The following is an 18,761-nucleotide window of genomic DNA, read 5'->3' on the forward strand; positions in this document are numbered from 1 at the left end:
CCTGAATGGAGAACAGCGTGCCCACTACCCAAACCGGACGCACTTGGCGTCTGCTCGCGGTGGCACTGGCCGCCGCCGCGACCGCCACCGCCTGCGCCGCGGGCGACACCGGCGCGAGCGGGGGCGCCAAGCCGCCCACCGACGGAACGCTCACCGTCGGCCTGCTCGGTGACATCGGCCAGCCGCCGGACCCGGACATCTACTACGCCAACAACGGCACGGCGATCATGATGAACGTGTACGAGGGCCTGGTCCAGTACGCGAACAACACATCCGAAGTGAAGATCGCACCGCGCCTGGCGACCTCGTGGGACGTCAGCCCCGACAAGACCGTCTACACCTTCCACCTGCGCCAGGGGGTCACCTTCCACGACGGCACGCCGTTCACCTCCGCCGCGATCGAGCCGTCGTTCAAGCGCCGGCTCGACGTCAAGGGCGGCGCGGCGTACATGGTCGAGGGCGTCAAGAGCGTGCGGACACCGGATCCCTACACCGCGATCATCACGCTGGACCAGCCCAACTCGGCGTTCCTCAGCTACCTCGCCTCGCCGTTCGGGCCGAAGATGGAATCTCCCACCGCACTGGCGAAAAACGCCGGCAGCGACCACGCGCAGAAGTACCTGGAGACCCACGACGTGGGCACCGGCCCCTACGAGCTGGCCTCGGCCGTGTCGGGCACGAAGTACGTGCTGTCCCAGTACAAGGGTTACTGGGGACCGAAATCACCGTTCACCACCGTGAACCTGCCGGTCTACAGCGACGCCGCGCCGTTGCAGCTCGCGCTGGACAACGGCGACGTCTCCGCGGTGGTCGCCGCCCTGCCGTCGTCGAGCCTTTCGCGGTACGAGAACAACCCCAACGTGAAGAACTACTTCCTGCCGACACTGCAGTCCGCGCTGCTGACCCTCAACCCCGCCAAGCCGTTTTTCAGCACCGTGCAGGCCCGGATGGCGTTCCTGAAGTCGGTGGACCAGCAGAAGCTCGTCTCGCAGGTGCTGGGCAAGAGGTCCGAAGTGGCGACCACGCTGTACGCCAAGGGAATGATCCCGGGCGGGGCCGACAAGCAGAACATCGGCTACGACCCGGCCGTGATGGCCGCCTACGCGAAGACCCTGCCGCCCGGCACCCCGATGACCATCGGCTACGCGAACGGAAACCCGAACGCGCAGAACATCGCGCAGATCCTGGCGGCCCAGCTGCAGGCGATCGGGGTCCAGGCCACCGCACAGGGCTACGACACCTCGATCGTGTTCTCGTGGCCCCAGAAGCCGACCGCCGGACCCGATGCGTTCGTCGACGGCAACAACGGTCCCGACGGCGGTGACCCGTACCTGTGGGGCCACGTGTTCTGGGACAAGTCCGGCGGCATCGACTACTTCGCCTGCGACGTGCCGCAGGTCGACGAGAAACTCAACGAGGCGCTCAAAACCGGCGACACCGCGTTGTACGTGCAGGCGGCCCAGCAGTATTCGGCCAACGGCTGCTACCTGAACCTGTCGTACAACCGGGACTGGGTCGTGGCGCAGAAGTGGCTCACCGGGGTTCCCGAGTCGCAGAACCTCGGCGCGAACGAGCTCAACTTCAGCCTGCTGGGCATCGCCCGGTAGCCCCGAGTAGGTGGTGGCGCGGTCCACCGCGCCACCGCCTCCCGGCCTCAGGCGATCCTGCGGTTGCGCGCCAGCGCGGCCATCGATTCGGCGCGGTCACGTTCGATGTGCATGTACGCCACCGATTCGGCGAGGCGCTCGTTGCCCGAGCCGATCGCGTCGAGCAGTTCCTCGTGGCCGGACAGCGCATCGAGCACGTCGAGCTCCGAGGTCAGGTAGAACAACCACATCATCCGGCCCGAGACCGAACGCATCAGCGAGGCCATCAGCGCGTTGCCGGTGAGCTTGACGATGACCTCGTGGAAGCGGGTGCTGTCCCCGGCGATCCGGTAGGGGTCCCCGGTGGTCACACCTTCCCGGGACAGATCCAGCGCTTCGCGCAGCGGCTGCGGGGAAACACCTTGAGCGATCTGCCGGGCCGCGAACCTCGCCGCGCCGACCTCCAGGCACAGCCGCAGGTCGAACAGGTCGTGTGCGGATTGGACAGTCCACTGTGTCACGACCGCGCCCCGGCGCGGCAGGGTTCGCACGAACCCGTCGACCTCCAGCAACGGGACCGCCTCGCGCAGCGGCACTCGGGAAACCTCCAGTTCTTCGGCGAGCCGCTGTTCCGCCAGCCGGCTGCCCTGCGGGTACCGGCCCCGGATGATGCCCTCGCGCAGCCGGTCGTAGATCTGGCTGGACAACGAGTCGGCTCTGCGTTCCGTCGGTTCCGGTGCCATGCTCCTCCGTTCGCGGGCGCCGAGGACAGCGCAGCACCAGTTTCGCACAGCCGAGAGGAAGAATGCGTGTCGTCGCTGTTTCAGCCTGTGTCTTCGCCGATCGCGACCACGGCGCGGCTCGCGGACCTCATGCGCGCTCGATCGAGGCTCCTCTCCGCCACGCTCGAACGCCCTCAGCGGTGATGCACTCACCCGGATGGTCCATGGAAACCCTTGCCGTGCCTGAAAGCGACGACCGCGGCGATGACGTACGCCGGTGGCTCTGTCCGACGGTACACCGGTAGGACACTGTCCACATGGGCGTCTTGTTCCCCGGGACGCACCGCAGCCGTGCGCTGAGGCCATCGTGGCCGTCGACAAGTTCCGAGGGGTCGGGAGAAGAGATATCCGCCGTCCGACAAAACGTCCGTTCAGGGAGCATTGTCCAGTTTGACGCGGGAGTTGTACTCCACGCGGCTGGCAACCGGTGTGGGACTCACCACGAGCGGGCCGGTGAGTGGGCCGGGCTTGCGAAGATCGGCTCGTGAGCACAGGACTTCTCGCCGCCGAAATACCAAGTCGTGTCGCTGCGTGGCACTCCCGCGCTCGCAGAGCGAACGGTTGTGGCCGTGACCGTGACTTGCTGATCGCGGCGGTGGCCGGGCATGGCTGAGGAGTTCCGGCTGCGGTCGGTGGCCGTCGCGGTGTACGGGCCCGCCGCGTTGTTCGGGCTGGCGGAGGGGTCGATGCTACCGGTCGTGGCGCTGAGCGCGATCGACCGCGGGGCCACGACGTCGGTGGCGGCGTTGATCGGGGCGCTGCTCGGCATCGGCTCGCTGATCACGAACATTCCGGCGGGCGTCCTCGCCACCCGGGTCGGTGAGCGCAAGTCGATGCTGGTGGCGGCCGGGGTGACGGCCGTCGGGCTCGTGCTGTGCCTGGTCGACATCGGTTCGGGGCAGGCGGCGCTGGTCGTCTACGGCGCCGGCGTGCTGCTGATCGGCGCCGCGAGCGCGGTGTACAGCCTTGCGCGCCAGTCGTACCTGACCGAAGCGGTGCCGCTGCACATGCGGGCGCGGGCGCTGTCGACGCTCGGCGGGACGATGCGCGTCGGGCTGTTCCTGGGGCCGTTCGCCGGAGCCGCGGCGATGCAGGTCTGGGGGCAGGCCGGCGCGTACTACCTGAGCCTCGTCGCGGTGCTCGCCGCCGGGATCGTGGTGTACCGCGTGCCGGATCTGGAGACGGTCGAGGAACAGCGCGTGGCCGCGGCGGCGATCACGACGTGGGGAATGGTCAAGCAGAAGTGGCGGGTGTACGCGACGCTCGGCGTCGGCATCCTGCTGCTGTCGGGGATCCGGCAGACGCGCCAGACCGTCGTTCCCCTGTGGGCGGCCCACCTCGGCCTGTCGCCCACGGTCAGCTCCGTGATCTACGGGTTCGCCGGCGCGATCGACGCTCTGGTCTTCTACCCGGCGGGCAAGGTGATGGACCGCCGCGGCCGGCGGTGGGTCGCGGTCCCTTGCACGATCGTGCTCGGCGCTTCCTTCGTCCTCATGCCGTTGACGCACGGGCCGGTGCTGCTGGCCCTCGTGGCCATGGTGATGGGACTCGGCAACGGTCTCGGTTCGGGCATCGTGATGACGCTCGGCGCCGACGTCTCGCCGACGGTCGGGCGCCCGACGCACATCGGCATCTGGAACGAGCTGGCCGACATCGGTTCCGGCCTCGGCCCGCTGCTGCTGGCCGGGGTGACCGCACTGGCCGGGCTCGGGCTGGGAATCGTCGCCAGCGGGCTGGTCGGCTTCGCGGCGGCCGGGGCGCTGTGGGCGTGGATCCCGAGAACGGCGCACCGGGTGCGAAGAGTCGCCGAGCGGACGTGAACGCCCGACGCTCAGGCGTCGAACCACTCCTCGGCGCCGTGTCTCGCCGCGCGCAGCTGTGCCGTCGCGAGAACCCACGACGGGGCGGCGAAGAAGTGCCCGTTCAGCATCAGCACGATTCCCTGGATCAGAATCAGCCACGCGACCGCGGTCATCGCGCGCAGAACCCACCGCGCACCTCCGCCGAGCGCGACGGCGCACGCCGCGAACGTCGCCGCGCCGACGACGTCGAGCACCACGCCCGCGCCCAGGAACACGCTCCACCAGCCGCTGCTGTCCCCGACTTCGGCCACGCCATAGCCCGCCGCCATCAGGGCGGCGGGGACCTGTAGCCACAACCCCCACCGCAGGACGCGGATCGTCGTTGGCTCGTCGGCTGCCACTGTCCCCACTCCATCTCAAAGTGTCGCAACGCCACCGGCATCGCCGGAAGGACGGAAAACGGGCTGACCGTGAGCGAAACCGATCAGCCCGCTGTCACCTCCGTCAGAAGCCGGGGAACACCCGGCGCAGGTCGTCGAGCGAGAGGGCGCCGTCGACGGTCACGCCGTGGTCGTACGGGGCCTTCAGCCTGCCGCTGACCAAGCGGACGAACGCTTCGGCCGGGCCGTTGAACGTGGCCGAAGGCGCTTCGAGGTGGTCCACCACGGTGACGGCCTCGTCGATCACCAGGCCTGCGTCCGGGATGGCGACAGATGCCGGCTTCCCGAGCTCGGCCGGCTTCGCGAGGAAGCCCAGCATGAAGCCGACCGGGCCGGCCAGCAGATCGACGAGGACCTCGGCCGAGGCGGCTTCCACGCCGGCGTCGGGGTCGAAGGCCACGCGCACGTCCCACGAGTGGTTGGCCACCTCGTTGAGGCGCATGCCCAGGGCGGTCAGCAGCGAGACCGGCTCGGGCAGGAAGCCGAGGTCGACGGTCAGCGACGAGCGCTGCTCGGGCGTGAAGGCTTCGACGGTCTCGAGCCAGCGGGCGTTGTGCTGCAGGAAACCTTCGGCCTGCGCGCGCGGCGCCGAAGCGTCCCAGCGGGCCCAGATCGTCGGGTTGTCTTCGGCCGCCACGGTCTCGCCGGCGGCCCGGGCGATCGGGGCGCGGCCGATCTCCGCGCCACTGCCGAGGTGTGACAGGGCTTGCGCGACGGTCCATTCGGCGGCGCCGCTGGTCGTGGCCAGCTGCTCGTCGGTGAGGGTGCGGACGAGGGCGGCGAGCATGTCGTGCTCGGTGCGCAGGGCGGTGATCGTGCGGTCCACGAGTTGGCTCATGCCACGCTCAACTCCGGAGTGGACGGCTGTGTTCCGCTGATCACCGAGCGGCGCACTCCTTTTTCCGCTCGCGGTAGGCGCGCGTCGCCATCTGGCCGCTGCACGTCGTGCTGCAGTACAGCGCGGAGGAGTTGCGCGTCTTGTCGAAGAACGCCGTGTAGCAGGTGTCGTTCTTGCACACCTTCACCCGCGGCCACGCGCCCCGCGAGGCGAGGTCGGCGACCGCGCTGAGCAGGTGCGAGAATGACCGGTCGACGCCGGTGCCCGTCGGGTGCAGCTCGCACCCGTCCGCCGTGACGACCGTGGTCGCCGGGAAGCGCACCGCGGCCCGCTGCAGGTGGGCTTCGGATTCGGCCACCATCGCCACGCCCTCGTCGCAGCCGACGTGCGCGCGCAGGATGCCCAGCAACGCGTCGCGCAGTTCGCGGGCGGTGGCCGCGTCGGCGTCCGTGGCGTCGGCGGAGTCACCCGCGACGGCGGCCTGGAACCACTTCGCGACCGCCGCGCTGTCGGTCAGCTGCTCCTCGGCCTGCTTGCCGTGCACGCGCGTGTTCACGAATCCGACCAGCAGGTTCGAACTCGAACACTCGTCGCCGGCTCGCGCGGGACCCAGCGTCACCTTCACAGCCGCCTACGACAGGTGATCAAGCCCGCCGCGCCCGACCGGGTTCTGGGCCGAGGAGTTCGCGGTGCCACACCGCATCCTGGCCGCGGCGGGCGTGGAGCTGACCATCGCGACACCGGGCGGGCGCCCCGCCCCGGCCGAGTTCGACGGGGTGCTGATCCCCGGCGGCCACGGCCCGATGCAGGACCTGGCCGTGCGGTGGCCGGCTGTTCAAGGGCCGCAAGCTCACCGCGTTCACCGACGAGGAGGAGCAGCAGGTCGGCCTCGCGCAGAACGCCCCCGTGGCTGCTGGAAGAGCGGCTTCGCCACGCCGGCGCCGAGTACTCCTCGGGTCCGGCCTGGGGTCCGTACGTGGTGGTCGACGGCAACCTGATCACCGGCCAGAACCCGGCCTCCGGTGAGCTGGCCGCCGAAGCGGTGCTGAAGGTGCTGGCCGAGCGCGGCTGAAACCGTGCGGGCAGCGCGTGCCGGCCCGCGCGCTGCCCGGGGTCTTGACAGTTCTGAGTGCACCAACGCAGAATGGCCGTAATCTGAGTCGGAGGACTCAGATTACCGGCGCCGGCTGTCCTGTGTGGACGTTGCCGGTCGTCGACGTGCCGGCGACCGCGGGAGGATCCGTGCAGGAGTCAGACTGGAAATCCGTGCTCGACACGGCGAGCACGGCCGCGCTGGAGTACCTCGGTTCGCTGCCGGACCGGCCGGTGTTCCCGGCGGCGGACCACGCGACGATCCGCGCGGCACTCGACCGGCCACCGACGGCGCAAGGGGCCGACGCCGTGCGGGTCGTCGACGAGCTCGCTCGTGATCTGGAGCCCTACGTCGCCGCGCAGGCGAGCGGGCGCTACTTCGGTTACGTCGTCGGTGGCCTGCACCCGGCGGCGCTCGGCGCGGACCTGCTGCTCTCGGCGTGGGACCAGAACGCTTCGCTGTACCCGTCGACGCCGGGCGTCGCCGTGGCCGAGGAGCTCGCGGCCGAGTGGCTGGTCGACCTGCTGGGCCTGCCCGGCGACAGCTCCGTCGGGTTCGTCACGGGCGGGCAGATGGCCACGTTCACGTGCCTCGCGGCGGCCCGGCACCAGGTGCTGCGCGACGTCGGGTGGAACGTCGAGGCCGACGGGCTCGTCGGCGCGCCGCGGATCACCGTCGTGGTGAAGTCCGGGGCGCACTCGACCGTGTTGCGGGCACTGCGGTTCCTCGGGCTCGGCGAGCGAGCGCTCGTCACCGTGGAGTGCGACGACCAGGACAACATGCGCCCCGACGCGCTGGCAAAGGTGCTGGCCGCCGTGCACGGGCCGACGATGATCGTCGTCGAATGCGGCAACGTGAACACTGGGGCCTTCGACGACTTCGCCGCCGTGGCGGACCTCGCCGACGCCCACCGCGCCGCCGGCAACCCGACGTGGGTCCACGTCGACGGCGCCGTGATGCTGCTGGCCGCCGCGGCGCCGACCATGGCGGCGCGCACCGCGGGCCTCGAGCGGCTCGACTCGTGGTCGACCGACGGGCACAAACTGCTGAACGTCTCCTACGACTGCGGAATCGCCATTTGCGCCAACGCGTCCGCGCACCGGGCGGCGATGAGCGTGCAGGCGGCGTACCTCGAGCAGGGCGAAGGCGGTCGCGACCCGATGGACTGGGGCCCCGACTTCTCCCGGCGGGCTCGTGGCGTCGGTGTCTACGCGACGTTGCGGGCGCTCGGCCGCGACGGTGTCGCCGACCTGGTCGAGCGGACCACCGGACTGGCCCGCCGCTTCGCCGGCCGGCTCGGCGCGAGCGGGCAGGCCGAGATCGTGAACGAGGTCGTGTCCAACCAGGTGCTCGTTCGCTGGCTCGCGCCCGACGGCGACCACGGCCGGCTCGCCGACGCGGTGATGGCCGGCGTTCGCGCCGAGGGCACGGCGTTCTTCAGCGGCACGACCTACCGCGGCGAGCGGCTCATGCGCATCTCGGTGTCCGACTGGGCGAGTGACGAGGCGGACGTGGACCTGGCCGTCGAAGCGCTGCTGCGCCACGCGCGGCAGGCCGGCTGAACCTCAGCGCCGGCTCTCCACGAACGCGCGCACCGACTTCAGCTGGGCTGCCAGCTCGCGTCCGTCGGGGTCGGCGCGCGCGATGGTGAGGGTGCCGAGCACGGTGGCGGTGAGCAGGTCCGCGAGCACGGCCGGGTCGGCGGTGGATTCGCCCAGCTCGCGGCCGCGTTCGAGGGCGGCCAGAAACCCCGCGCGGAGCTGCTCGCGGTAGCGCCGGGTGGCGGCGGCGACGTGCTCGTCGATCGGCTTGGCCATCGCCGTGGTGGCCAGGCAGCCGAAGCCCGCGTTCGGGCCGTCGAGCACGGATTCCAGGCGCGACAACGCTTCGAGCACGTCTTCGGCGCCGCGCTCGCCCTGGTGCAGCGGCGCGAGGACGTCCTGCATGAGCCCGAGGTACTCGTCGACGGCCTCGCGGTAGATCTCGATCTTCGTGCCGAACGAGTTGTAGAGGCTCGACGTGGACAATCCCGTCGCGGCGGCCATCTGCTGCTGGGTGACGCCGTCGAAGCCGATGTGCCAGAACAGGGTCATCAAGCTGCTCAGGGCTTCGTGGCGGTCGAAGCCGAGCGGCCGGCCCGCGCGCGGCGATTCTGAGTTCACCCACTCAGTGTTCGTCGCCGGCGGGCGGATTTCAAGCCCGCGGACCTGCGGTGGTACCCGCGAGGTATCACAGAGCGCGGAACAGGTCTTGGACGCGGCTCGCGCGCCCGGCGCACAGTCGAGGTGATCGACGACGGGAGCGAGATGAGCAGGGAACCCGGGATGGACCGCGGCGCGGTGCTGTGGTCCGAAGTGGAGAGTGGGCGCGGGTCACGGCCGCTGCTGGTGATGCTGCACGGCTGGAGCTACGACGAGATGCACCTGCACCGGTTGATCACACCGCAGCTGCCGGCGGAGGTCGTGGTCGCGTCCGTGCGGGCCCGCATTCCGGAGGCCGGCGGCTACGCGTGGTTTCCCAGCCAGGGGAACCCGATCGGTGATCCTCAGCCTCGGGTGGCCAACGCGGCGACAGTCGATGTCCTGGCGTGGCTGGAGACGCTCGACGCGCCGTCGATCGGGCTGCTCGGCTTCTCCCAGGGCGGCGCCATGGTCCACCAGCTGATGCGGCACGCGCCTGCGCGTTTCGCGTACGGCGTGAACCTGGCGGGTTTCGTCGTGCGCGACGAGCAGCCCGGCGACGACCTCCTGAGCGCCACGCGGCCGCCCGTCTTCTGGGGCCGGGGGCGGGAAGACGGGGTCATTCCGGCCGCCGCGCTCGCCCGGACGGAGCGGTGGCTGGCCTGGCACGCCACCGTCGAGAGCCACGTCTACCCCGGTCTGGGCCACGACGTGCGGGGCCGGGAGATCGAGGACATCGCGGCTTTCGTCGGCGAGCAGATCCGCTAGCCATCAAGGCTTTTCCCAAGTCACCAGTGTCGGAGGAGGCACCCATGCGTCACGATATCGAGTTCGATGCCGAAGGAGCGTTGCTGCGCGGCTGGTTCTACGAGGCCGAAGGCGTCACCGGGCCCGCGCCGTGTGTGGTCATGGCCCACGGCTGGAGCTCGACCAAGCGCATGTACCTGGACCGGTTCGCCGAGGTCTTCGCCGCCGGCGGCCTGTCGGTACTGCTGTACGACAACCGCGGCTGGGGCGGTTCGGAAGCGGCCCCGGGCCAGCCGAGGCACGAGATCGACCCGTGGGTTCAGGTCGGCGACTACCGGCACGCCATCACCCACGCGCAGAACCGGTCCGATGTGGACCCGGATCGCGTGGGCGTGTGGGGCACCAGCTTCTCGGGCGCCCACGCCTATGTCGTCGCCGCGATGGACCGGCGCGTGAAGGCCGTGGTCACGCAGGCGCCGTTCGTCAGCGGCCGCGCGACCTACGCGAACCTCGCGCGGGTCGACAACCAGGTCGTCGGGCCCGACGTGTTCACGGCCGACCGGCGAGCCCGTGCTCGCGGGGAAGCCGCCGCGACGATCCCGGTCATCGGCACCGACCCGGGGCAGCTCGTCGGGCTGCCTACGCGGGACTCGTACGAGTGGTTCACCCAGGCGCGGGCCGAGCTGGATCCCAGCTGGCCCAACGAGGTCACACTGCGCAGCCTCGACAACTTCTACTGCTACGAGCCGGCGAAGTACCTGCCGGAGGTCACGCCGACGCCGCTGCTGATGATCGTCGGCAGCGAGGACGGCCTGACGGGCGGCAACCTCGCCGCCGTCGCGTTCTCCAGTGCGGCCGAGCCGAAAGACATCGTTTTCCTGCCAGGCGGCCATTTCGACGCGTACACGGGCGAGGGCTTCAAGGTCGCTTCGCAGGCGGCGCGGGACTGGTTCGCACGCCACCTCGCCGCGCGGTGATGTCCGGAAGGTATCACAGCGAGCGGAAGAGGTCTTGGACGTACGTCCCGGCCCGGACGCACAGTTGTTCGGTATCCAGAGTAAGCAAAAGGGAGTTGTCATGAGGGTCTTCTTGACCGGCGGATCCGGCTACATCGGGCAGGCCACGATCGCCGAGCTGGTGAAGCAGGGGCACACCGTCGAGGCGCTCGCCCGCAGCGACCGTGCGGAGACGGCCGTGGTGGCGGCCGGCGCCACGGCGGTCCGCGGCGGCCTCACCGACCTGGCCGTGCTGAAGGACTCCGCGGCCCGCGCCGACGCCGTGATCCACCTGGCGCAGGCCGAATCGGGTGACGAGGACCTCGCCGCGGCCACGGCGATGCAGGACGGCGTCGGTGCCGGCACCTACGTGCACACCGGCGGCAGCTGGGTCTACGGCGACACCGACGGCGTCGTCGACGAGACCGCGCCCTGGAACCCGCCCGCCGCGGTCGCGTGGCGCAAGCCGGTGGAGGACGCCGTGCTGGCCCACGGCGGGCGCCCCGTGATCGTGCAGCCCGGCCTGCTCTACGGCGGCGACAACCGCCTGATCGACATCTTCTTCGTCCAGCCCGGCAAGAAGAACGGCGCCATCCCCTACATCGGCGACGGCACCAACCACTGGGCGCTCGTCCACATCGACGACCTCGCCCCGTTGTACGTCGCCGCCCTCTCCGCGCCCGCCGGCTCGGTCTACGTGGGCGTCGGCGGCGTCAACCCGACCGCGAAGCAGGTCGCCGAGGCGTGCGCCCACGCCGTCGGCCTCGCGGGCAAGACCACGTCGATCTCGCTGGACCAGGCACAGGCCGAGATGGGCCCGATCGCCGACGCGTTCGCCCTCGACCAGCAGCTCACGCCCGCCAAGGCCCAGCGCGAGCTGGGCTGGCAGCCGCGGCACACCGACCCGCTGGCGGTCTTGGCACAGGGCTGATCCCCGCGACCCGGCGGTGTTCTCGCTCGCCAGGACCGCCGCCGGGCTCGACGCGATCGGCTTGGCGTGGGCCGAGCGCGTCGACGGGGATGGTGGAGGTAGGCGGGGCCGACCTCCGGCTGCGGCCGGGAGCAGGGTGTGGTCGCCGGGAAGAGCCGGCCGCCGGCCCTGCGCCACGGCGGCCGGGCTCGGGGGTGGTCGACGGCGGCCGGGGGTTGGGCGCCGTGGTGCGCACGATGGTGCGGACGCCCAGCGCCCACTGGCCGACGCCGGCCCGGGTGGAGTTCGTCCGGGCGGCTAGTCGATCGCCGGGCTGGTTCCGTTGTGCACGCGCGCGGCGCCACGATCGGCAGCGTTGCCTTCGCCGGCGGGTTTCGGTCGGCGACGAGTTTCGGGGCGGCGTTCGAGCAGCGCTCCGGGATGACACCCGGTGAGGCGCGCGAGGCCGGCGGAGGCGGCCGGTGCGGGACGGGGTTTGCGCGTTCGGAGAGCGGTTGTGCGCGAATGCGGGATCCGGGCCGCCGCCGGGCTCCTGGCTTCGGGGGAGTCACGGCGCCGCAGCCAGGGAGACCGCGCCATGCCGACCATCGACGTCAACGGGACCAACCTCGCCTGCACCGCGGCCGGACCCGAGTCCGGGACCGCGGTCGTGTCGAGCCACTCGTTGTTCTTCGACGCTGACGCCGGACCACGGCGGCGAGCACTTCGGCAAGCAGGATCCGATCGCCTACGAACGCTTCCGGGTGCCGACGCTCGTGATCGCCGGCGCCGAGGACCCCCTGCGTGAGCCCGGGTGCGCCGACGAGATCGCCGCGCGCATCCCCGACGCCGAGCTGCGCGTGTACAGCGAGTGCGGCCACCTGCCCAACATCGAGCACGCGCAGCGGTTCGTGGAAGACCTCCTGGCCTTTTTCGCGAGCCGGTACCGCAAGCCCGAGTAACCGGCCCGGCCACCCGTGAGCGCCGCCGAGCTGTCTTCGGCGGCGCTCTTCGGCGTGTCCGGGCTCGCACAGCGAGGCCGGCCCGGCGATTGACTCCCGATCTCCGCGTCTGCTCTACTGTTCAGAGATTAGTTCTGCTCTACAGAGTTTGCGGTTTGAGGAGAGTCGACGATGACGGATCAGTCCGGCACCCTGTCCGACGTGCGGCGCGGGATGATCCCGGCGCACATCTACAACGACCGGGAGATCTTCGAGCTGGAGAGGGAGCGCGTCTTCGGCCGGGCGTGGCTGTTCGTGGCCCACGAGTCGGAGATCGCCAAGCCCGGCGACTACGTCGTGCGCCGCGTGCTGGACGACTCGTTCATCGTCACGCGCGACGAGAAGGGCGAGATCCGGGCGCACTTCAACATGTGTCTGCACCGCGGGATGCAAGTCTGCCGTGCGGAGATGGGCAACGCCTCGCACTTCCGCTGCCCGTACCACGGCTGGTCCTACCGCAACGACGGCCGGATCGTCGGGCTGCCGTTCCACCAGGAGGCCTACGGCGGCGAGGCCGGGTTCAAGCGCAAGGGCCAGCGGCTGCTGCCGGCGCCCAACCTCGACACCTACAACGGGATGATCTTCATCTCGCTCGACCCCGAAGCCCCGCCGCTGGTGGACTTCCTCGGCGACTTCCGCTTCTACCTGGACTTCTACACCAAGCAGAGCCCCAGCGGCATCGAGCTGCGCGGCCCGCAGCGCTGGCGCGTGAAGGCCAACTGGAAGATCGGCGCGGAGAACTTCGCCGGCGACATGTACCACACACCGCAGACGCACACGTCGGTCGTGGAGATCGGCCTGTTCCGCGAGCCGAAGGCGGAGAAGCGCAAGGACGGCGCCACCTACTGGGCCGGCAACGGCGGCGGGACGACCTACAAGCTGCCGCCGGGCGGGTTCGACGAGCGCACGCGCTACGTCGGCTACCCGCAGGAGATGGTCGACCGCATGAAGACCACGTTCTCACAGGCCCAGCAGCAGGTGATCGGCGAGGACGGCTTCATGATCTCCGCCGCGTCGGTGTTCCCGAACCTGTCGTTCGTGCACAACTGGCCGCGCGTCGCGGATTCCGACGACGTGCTGCCGTTCATCTCGGTCCGGCAGTGGCAGCCGATCAGCGAGAACGAGACTGAGGTGCTGTCCTGGTTCGCGGTCGACGCCGAGGCGCCCGAGGAGTACAAAGCCTTGTCCTACAAGGCTTACCTGATGTGCTTCGGCTCCACCGGCATGTTCGAGCAGGACGACGTCGAGAACTGGGTCTCGCTCACCAACACCGCCGCCGGCTCGATGGCGCGGCGCCTCAAGCTCAACAGCCGGATGGGGATCCTTGAAGACGACACCGAGGTCGTCCCCGCGCTCACCCCGGAGCAGTTCCACGGCCCGGGCGTCGCGCACACCGGCTACGGCGAGTACAACCAGCGCGAACTGCTCAACCGCTGGGCCGACTACCTCGAACAGCCGACGAAATCGGCCACGGCCCTGGAGGTCGGCGCGCCGGCCGAGACCGCCGAGGCGGTGCAGGCATGACCACCGAGACGCACTCCAGCCGGTCCGCGCTCGGCGCGCACGCGTCGCGCATCCAGCGCACCGGCCGGCCGCTGCCGTTCGACGACGCCCGCCACCTCCAGGCGCACCAGTGGCTCGTCGACGAAGCGTGGCTGCTCGACGCCCAGGACTACGAGCAGTGGCTGACCACGCTCACCGAGGACATCCACTACCTGATGCCGGTGCGCGTCACCACGGCGCTGGGCGCGGGGTTCGACACCGCGCCGGGCATGGCGCACTTCGACGAGGACAAGTACTCGCTGTCGCGGCGCGTCGCGCGGTTCATGACCGAGCACGCCTGGACCGAGGACCCGCCCTCGCGCCTGCGCCACCACCTGTCCAACGTGCGCACCTTCGCGACCGAAGACGACAACCACCTCGTCGTCGAATCGGCGACGCTGCTGTTCCGCAGCCGCGGCGACGTGCTGTCCGGCTCGATCGTCTCGGCCGGCCGCGAGGACCTGCTGCGCCGCACGCCCGAGGGCTGGCAGCTCGCGCGGCGCACGATCCTCGTCGACGATTCGGTGATCCGCATGCAGAACCTGGCGATCTTCCTGTGAGCCTCTCCTGGGACGGCGAGGCCGAGGACGCCCGCGCGGCGGCCGCGGCCGCCGAGGAACACGACGAACTGGTTGCCCACACCACGGGCGAGGTGATCCGGCTCGGCAACGAGTTCGCCGAGATCCTGGTGCGGCGCGTCGACACGCGCAACGGCGCCCGACTGCTGATCGAGTCGCCGAAATCGGGCCAGTGGGTGTCGTTGTGCCCACTGGAGCTGGAGGCGCTGACCTGGCAGAACACCGAGACGTTCTCCGCCATGATCGGCCACCCCTTCGGTCCGCTCGTGGCCGCCGAATCGGCCGACTCGGGGGAGGACGCGTGACTGGCTGGCTGGAGGGCCGGCGCGCGCTGATCGTCGGCGCGGGGTCGGGCATCGGCCGGGCCGTGGTCGACGCGTTCCGCTCGGAAGGCGCCCGTGTCGCCGTGCTCGAACGCGACGCGGGTAAGGCGGCCGCCCTCGAAGCCGAGGTGCCGGACGTGCCCGTCACGGTCGGCGACGCGACCACCCGGGCGGCCAACGACACCGCCGTGGCCGCCGCCGTCGCGGCGTTCGGTGGTCTCGACGTGCTCGTCAACTGCGTCGGTGTCTTCGACTTCTACCGCAGCATCGAGGACCTCGACGCCGACGTGCTCGACGACGCGTTCGACGAGATGTTCCGCACCAACGTCAAGAGCCACCTGCACTCGGTGAAGGCCGCGCTGCCGGAGCTGAAGCGCTCGGGGCACGGCGTGGTGCTGCTGACCGAGTCGACGTCGTCGTACTACCCGGGCCGCGGCGGCGTGCTGTACCTGTCGTCGAAGTTCGCCGTGCGCGGGCTCGTCACCGCGCTCGCCCACGACCTCGCGCCGGAGATCCGCGTGAACGGCGTCGCGCCCGGCGGGACGCTGGGCACCGACCTGCGCGGCCTGCCCAGCCTCGGCACCGCCGAACGCAGCCTCGGCGACGCGCCGCGGCGGGCCGAGGAGCTCGCCGCCCGCGTGCCCCTGCACGTGGCGCTCAGCGGCGAGGACCACGCGTGGAGCTACGTGTTCCTCGCCTCCGACCGCGCCCGCGGCATCACCGGTCAGGCCGTCCACCCCGACGGCGGCATCGGCGTTTCCGCGCCCCGCAAACGATCCTGAACCCGAAACGGAAAGACCCGATGGCCAAGCTCACCGCCGACACCGACCTCTGCCAGGGCTACGGCAACTGCCTCACCACCGCCGCCGACGTCTACGACATCGACGACGACGGCAAAGTCGTCCTGCTGACCGAAACCGTCCCCGAGGCCGACCGCGCCCGCGTCGAAGCGGCCGCGCGCAGCTGCCCGGTCAAGGCGCTGGGGGTGATCGACGGATGAGCACGGTCGTGATCGTCGGCGCGTCGGTGGGCGGGGTCCGCACGGCGCAGGCGCTGCGGGCGCAGGGCCACGACGGCCGGATCGTCCTCGTCGGAGCCGAGCCGCACCTGCCCTACGACAAACCGCCGCTGTCCAAGCAGTTCCTCGCCGGTGCGTGGGACCACGACCGGCTCGCGCTGCTCACGGAGGAGGAAGCCGCCGCCGACCGCATCGAGCTGCGGCTCGGCGTCGCGGCGACGGGCCTCGACCCCGCCGCGCGCACCGTCAACCTCGCCGATGGCACGACCATCGGCTACGACACCCTGGTGGTCGCCACCGGCGCCGCCGCGCGACCGTCGCCGTGGGCCGCCGAATCCGGCGTGCACGTGCTGCGGACCCTCACCGACGGCACCGGCCTGCGCGTCGCGCTCGCCGAACCGGGCGCGCTCGTGGTCGTCGGCGGCGGGTTCATCGGCGCCGAGGTCGCGGCCACCGCCCACGCCGCCGGCCGCGCGGTCACCGTCGTCGACCCGCTGCCCGCGCCGATCGCGCGTGTGCTCGGCGACGAGGTGGGCCGGCTGGTCGGCGACGTGCACCGGCGTCACGGCGTCGAGACGCGGTTCGGCACGGGCGTCCAGGCGGTGTCCGGCCGCGTGGGCGCGCTGGAGGTCACGCTCACCGACGGGACGGTGCTGCCCGCGGGCACGGTGGTCGTCGGCATCGGCGCGGTGCCGGCGGTCGGGTGGCTCGCCGATTCGGGGCTGGAACTGGACAACGGCCTCGTCTGCGACGAGTTCTGCCACGCCACCGGGCACCCGGAGATCTTCGGCGTCGGCGACGTCGCCCGCTGGTTCCACGCCGGCCACGGCGAGCACGTGCGCGTCGAGCACTGGACCAACGCGGTCGAGCAGGCCGCGTGCGTGGCGCACAACGTCGTCCACCCGGAGGAGCCGGTGCAGTACCGGCCCACCGAGTACGCGTGGAGCGACCAGTACGACTGGAAGATCCAGATCGCCGGACGGCCGAACCGGGCGACCGGCTTCGAGCTGGCCGGCGATCCCGCCGCCGACCCGCCGCGGTTCGCGGCGCTCTACCGCGACGAAACCGGCCGGCTTTCCGCGGCCGTCACGGTGAACTGGCCGAAGCTGCTCGTCGCCGCGCGCCGGCTCATCACCGCCGGAACCCCCTACGAGGAAGGACTTTCCGTGCTGGACAAGCTGATCGCACCGGTGAGCGCGGCATGACCGAGTTCCAGCGGGAACGGCGGCTCGTGTCCGACGCCTGCCGCGTGCTCGCCGCCCGCGGGCTGGCGGAAGGGTTTCTCGGCCACGTTTCCCTGCGCATCGACGACGATCGCCTGCTCGTCCGCTGCCGCGGGAACCAGGAGCGGGGGCTGGCGTGGACGACACCCGAGGACATCCGGCTGGTCGACCTCGACGGCGGGGCCGCGGCGCCCGGCGAGCTCGACGGCTGGTCGGTCCCCAACGAGCTGCCCCTGCACACCGAGGTGCTGCGCACCGCGGCCGAGGTGAAGGCCGTGGTGCACGCGCACCCGCCTTCGGTCGTCGCGGCGGACCTGGCGGGGCTGGCGATCCGGCCCATCGTGGGCGCCTACGACATCCCCGGCGCGAAGCTCGCGGCCGGCGGTGTGCCCGTGTACGCGCGTGGCGTCCTGGTCCGCAACCGAGCGCTGGCGAAGGAGATGGTGGCGGCGATGGCCGGCCGGCCGGTCGTTCTGCTGCGGGGGCACGGCCTCACGAGCAGCGGCGGTTCGGTGCAGGAGGCGGTGCTGCGCGCGCTGTCGGTGGACACGATCGCGCGGATGGCGCTGGACGTGGTGAGTGCCGGCGGCCGGCTCGCCGACCTGCCGGCCGAGGACCTGGCGGAGCTGCCTGATCTGGGGCCGGCCTTCAACGAGGGCGTGGCCTGGCGCCACGAGCTTGCCCGGCTCGGCTAATGCAGCAGCGGCGTGGCTTCGGCGACCGTCTCCTTGAGACGTTCGCCGATCTGCCGGACCTCGGCGCGGGACAGCCGCCCGACCGGCAGCGAGACGTTCAGCGCGAGCCGTGCGGGGAGGTTCCCGGCGGGGAAGGCGACGGCGACCGACGCCACGCCTTCCTCGCTCTCCTCGCTGCTGGTCGCGTACCCGCGCCGGCGCACGCTCTCGATCTCCAGCTCCAGCTCGCCGCGCGTGCCGATGGAGTTGGGCGTGAGGGTCTCCAGCTCCTCGTCCGGGTACATCCGGTGCAGGTCCTCGGTGGACAGCTCGGCGAGCAGCGCCTTGCCGGTCGAGGTGCAGTTGGCGGGCATCGCCTGGCCGAGCCGCGAGGCCACCCGGACCGCGCGCGGGCTTTCGATGGCCTCGATGAACCGCACCGTGGTGCCGTCGAGGATCGCGAGGTGCACGGTCTCGGCGAACTCGGTGTTGAGCTTCTCGAGGAACGGCCGCAGCGTCTCGCGCACGTCGAACCGCTGCAGGATCGCGAAGGCGACGGCCGTGAGCGAGGTGCCCGGCCGGTAGGTCTTCGTGCGCGCGTCCTGCCGGATGAAGCCGCGGTACTGCAGCATCGCCAGCAGCCGGTGCGCGGTGGAGGAGGCGACACCCAGGTACTCGGCGACGTCCGTCATCCGCAGCTCGGGGCGATCCCCCAGCAGCAGGAGGATCCGAAGCGCCTTGTCGACCGAGTCGATCGGGTACTGCGGTGCGGGCGAGTGCGCGCCGGCGGGGTCGAGAGCGGGCTTCTTCATAGCAGAATCGTACGGCAAGAGGCGAACCCGGCGGGTCCCGGTGATCTCCGTGCCGCGGGCGGTCCGTGCCGGGAACCCCTGCCCGGCAGCCAAGAACTCGAAAACAACTCGGCTTTGCGAACTGCGGAAAACGCGGTCCGCAACCGTTCCGAAACGCTGGGAACGCACGGCGAACCTGTGCCTTGACCCGGTTGTCAACCTCTGTTAGACAGAGCGC

Annotated in this window: 20 protein-coding genes; 14 read left to right on the forward strand and 6 right to left on the reverse strand. The window is 71.0% G+C overall.

What is annotated here, in order from left to right; translation table 11 throughout:
• Positions 1–17 precede the first annotated feature (17 nt).
• Positions 18–1,607, forward strand: a complete 1,590-nt coding sequence (locus AB0K15_RS38520; RefSeq protein ID WP_364062454.1) for an ABC transporter substrate-binding protein — start codon at positions 18–20, stop codon at positions 1,605–1,607.
• 47 nt (positions 1,608–1,654) lie between these two features.
• Here the strand turns inward: AB0K15_RS38520 and AB0K15_RS38525 are convergent, their stop codons facing one another.
• A complete protein-coding gene (locus AB0K15_RS38525) occupies positions 1,655–2,329 on the reverse strand; it encodes a GntR family transcriptional regulator (protein ID WP_364062457.1) in 675 nt (224 codons plus the stop codon).
• 644 nt (positions 2,330–2,973) lie between these two features.
• On the opposite strand from AB0K15_RS38525, the gene AB0K15_RS38530 reads away from it, so the two are divergent.
• Positions 2,974–4,188, forward strand: a complete 1,215-nt coding sequence (locus AB0K15_RS38530; RefSeq protein ID WP_364062459.1) for an MFS transporter — start codon at positions 2,974–2,976, stop codon at positions 4,186–4,188.
• Positions 4,189–4,199: 11 nt separating this feature from the next.
• Here AB0K15_RS38530 and AB0K15_RS38535 read toward each other — a convergent pair whose 3' ends face one another.
• The 3 genes from AB0K15_RS38535 to AB0K15_RS38545 all read right to left on the reverse strand — a co-directional run bounded on the left by AB0K15_RS38535 (position 4,200) and on the right by AB0K15_RS38545 (position 6,067).
• Positions 4,200–4,571 (reverse strand): hypothetical protein, encoded by a 372-nt coding sequence (locus tag AB0K15_RS38535; protein ID WP_364062461.1) that lies wholly within the window; start codon positions 4,569–4,571, stop codon positions 4,200–4,202.
• 103 nt (positions 4,572–4,674) lie between these two features.
• Positions 4,675–5,448, reverse strand: coding sequence for a maleylpyruvate isomerase family mycothiol-dependent enzyme (locus AB0K15_RS38540; RefSeq protein ID WP_364062463.1), 774 nt, complete (start codon positions 5,446–5,448; stop codon positions 4,675–4,677).
• Between the two features lie 40 nt (positions 5,449–5,488).
• A complete protein-coding gene (locus AB0K15_RS38545; RefSeq protein WP_364062466.1) occupies positions 5,489–6,067 on the reverse strand; it encodes a CGNR zinc finger domain-containing protein in 579 nt (192 codons plus the stop codon).
• 623 nt (positions 6,068–6,690) lie between these two features.
• Here AB0K15_RS38545 and AB0K15_RS38550 point away from each other — a divergent pair.
• A complete protein-coding gene (locus AB0K15_RS38550; protein WP_364062469.1) occupies positions 6,691–8,103 on the forward strand; it encodes a pyridoxal-dependent decarboxylase in 1,413 nt (470 codons plus the stop codon).
• A 3-nt stretch (positions 8,104–8,106) separates the two neighbouring features.
• Here the strand turns inward: AB0K15_RS38550 and AB0K15_RS38555 are convergent, their stop codons facing one another.
• Entirely contained in the window at positions 8,107–8,703 is a 597-nt protein-coding gene (locus AB0K15_RS38555) for a TetR/AcrR family transcriptional regulator (RefSeq protein ID WP_364062472.1), read from the reverse strand.
• A gap of 144 nt (positions 8,704–8,847) precedes the next feature.
• On the opposite strand from AB0K15_RS38555, the gene AB0K15_RS38560 reads away from it, so the two are divergent.
• The 11 genes from AB0K15_RS38560 (at position 8,848) to AB0K15_RS38610 (ending at position 17,753) form a co-directional block, all read left to right on the forward strand.
• A complete protein-coding gene (locus AB0K15_RS38560; RefSeq protein WP_364062475.1) occupies positions 8,848–9,489 on the forward strand; it encodes a dienelactone hydrolase family protein in 642 nt (213 codons plus the stop codon).
• Between the two features lie 44 nt (positions 9,490–9,533).
• The gene (locus AB0K15_RS38565; protein WP_364062478.1) at positions 9,534–10,445 is read left to right on the forward strand and encodes an alpha/beta fold hydrolase; all 912 of its coding nucleotides are present in this window, start codon (positions 9,534–9,536) and stop codon (positions 10,443–10,445) included.
• Between the two features lie 100 nt (positions 10,446–10,545).
• Complete coding sequence (locus AB0K15_RS38570; RefSeq protein WP_364062481.1) at positions 10,546–11,394, forward strand: NAD-dependent epimerase/dehydratase family protein; 849 nt, start codon at positions 10,546–10,548, stop codon at positions 11,392–11,394.
• Between the two features lie 461 nt (positions 11,395–11,855).
• On the forward strand, positions 11,856–12,335 hold the full coding sequence (locus AB0K15_RS38575; protein WP_364062484.1) for an alpha/beta fold hydrolase: 480 nt from the start codon (positions 11,856–11,858) through the stop codon (positions 12,333–12,335).
• 171 nt (positions 12,336–12,506) lie between these two features.
• Positions 12,507–13,898 carry a Rieske 2Fe-2S domain-containing protein gene (locus AB0K15_RS38580; RefSeq protein WP_364062487.1) on the forward strand — a complete coding sequence of 464 codons (1,392 nt, stop codon included), beginning with the start codon at positions 12,507–12,509 and terminating at the stop codon, positions 13,896–13,898.
• On the forward strand, positions 13,895–14,476 hold the full coding sequence (locus tag AB0K15_RS38585) for a 3-phenylpropionate/cinnamic acid dioxygenase subunit beta (protein WP_364062490.1): 582 nt from the start codon (positions 13,895–13,897) through the stop codon (positions 14,474–14,476). The genes AB0K15_RS38580 and AB0K15_RS38585 overlap by 4 nt, the downstream gene beginning before the upstream one ends.
• The gene (locus AB0K15_RS38590) at positions 14,473–14,799 is read left to right on the forward strand and encodes a hypothetical protein (protein WP_364062493.1); all 327 of its coding nucleotides are present in this window, start codon (positions 14,473–14,475) and stop codon (positions 14,797–14,799) included. The genes AB0K15_RS38585 and AB0K15_RS38590 overlap by 4 nt, the downstream gene beginning before the upstream one ends.
• The gene (gene hcaB, locus AB0K15_RS38595; RefSeq protein ID WP_364062496.1) at positions 14,796–15,599 is read left to right on the forward strand and encodes a 3-(cis-5,6-dihydroxycyclohexa-1,3-dien-1-yl)propanoate dehydrogenase; all 804 of its coding nucleotides are present in this window, start codon (positions 14,796–14,798) and stop codon (positions 15,597–15,599) included. The genes AB0K15_RS38590 and hcaB overlap by 4 nt, the downstream gene beginning before the upstream one ends.
• Before the next feature lie 20 nt (positions 15,600–15,619).
• A complete protein-coding gene (locus AB0K15_RS38600) occupies positions 15,620–15,817 on the forward strand; it encodes a ferredoxin (RefSeq protein WP_364062499.1) in 198 nt (65 codons plus the stop codon).
• Positions 15,814–17,040: an FAD-dependent oxidoreductase gene (locus AB0K15_RS38605; protein ID WP_364062502.1), complete on the forward strand. Its 1,227-nt coding sequence runs from the start codon at positions 15,814–15,816 to the stop codon at positions 17,038–17,040. The genes AB0K15_RS38600 and AB0K15_RS38605 overlap by 4 nt, the downstream gene beginning before the upstream one ends.
• Positions 17,037–17,753, forward strand: a complete 717-nt coding sequence (locus AB0K15_RS38610) for a class II aldolase/adducin family protein (protein ID WP_364062505.1) — start codon at positions 17,037–17,039, stop codon at positions 17,751–17,753. Before AB0K15_RS38605 ends, AB0K15_RS38610 begins: the two co-directional genes overlap by 4 nt.
• On the opposite strand, the gene AB0K15_RS38615 is transcribed toward AB0K15_RS38610, so the two are convergent.
• Entirely contained in the window at positions 17,750–18,544 is a 795-nt protein-coding gene (locus AB0K15_RS38615; protein WP_364062508.1) for an IclR family transcriptional regulator, read from the reverse strand. The genes AB0K15_RS38610 and AB0K15_RS38615 overlap by 4 nt on opposite strands.
• Between the last annotated feature and the right edge of the window lie 217 nt (positions 18,545–18,761).

The sequence above is a fragment of the Amycolatopsis sp. NPDC049253 genome, assembly GCF_040678995.1.
Lineage (GTDB): Bacteria > Actinomycetota > Actinomycetes > Mycobacteriales > Pseudonocardiaceae > Amycolatopsis.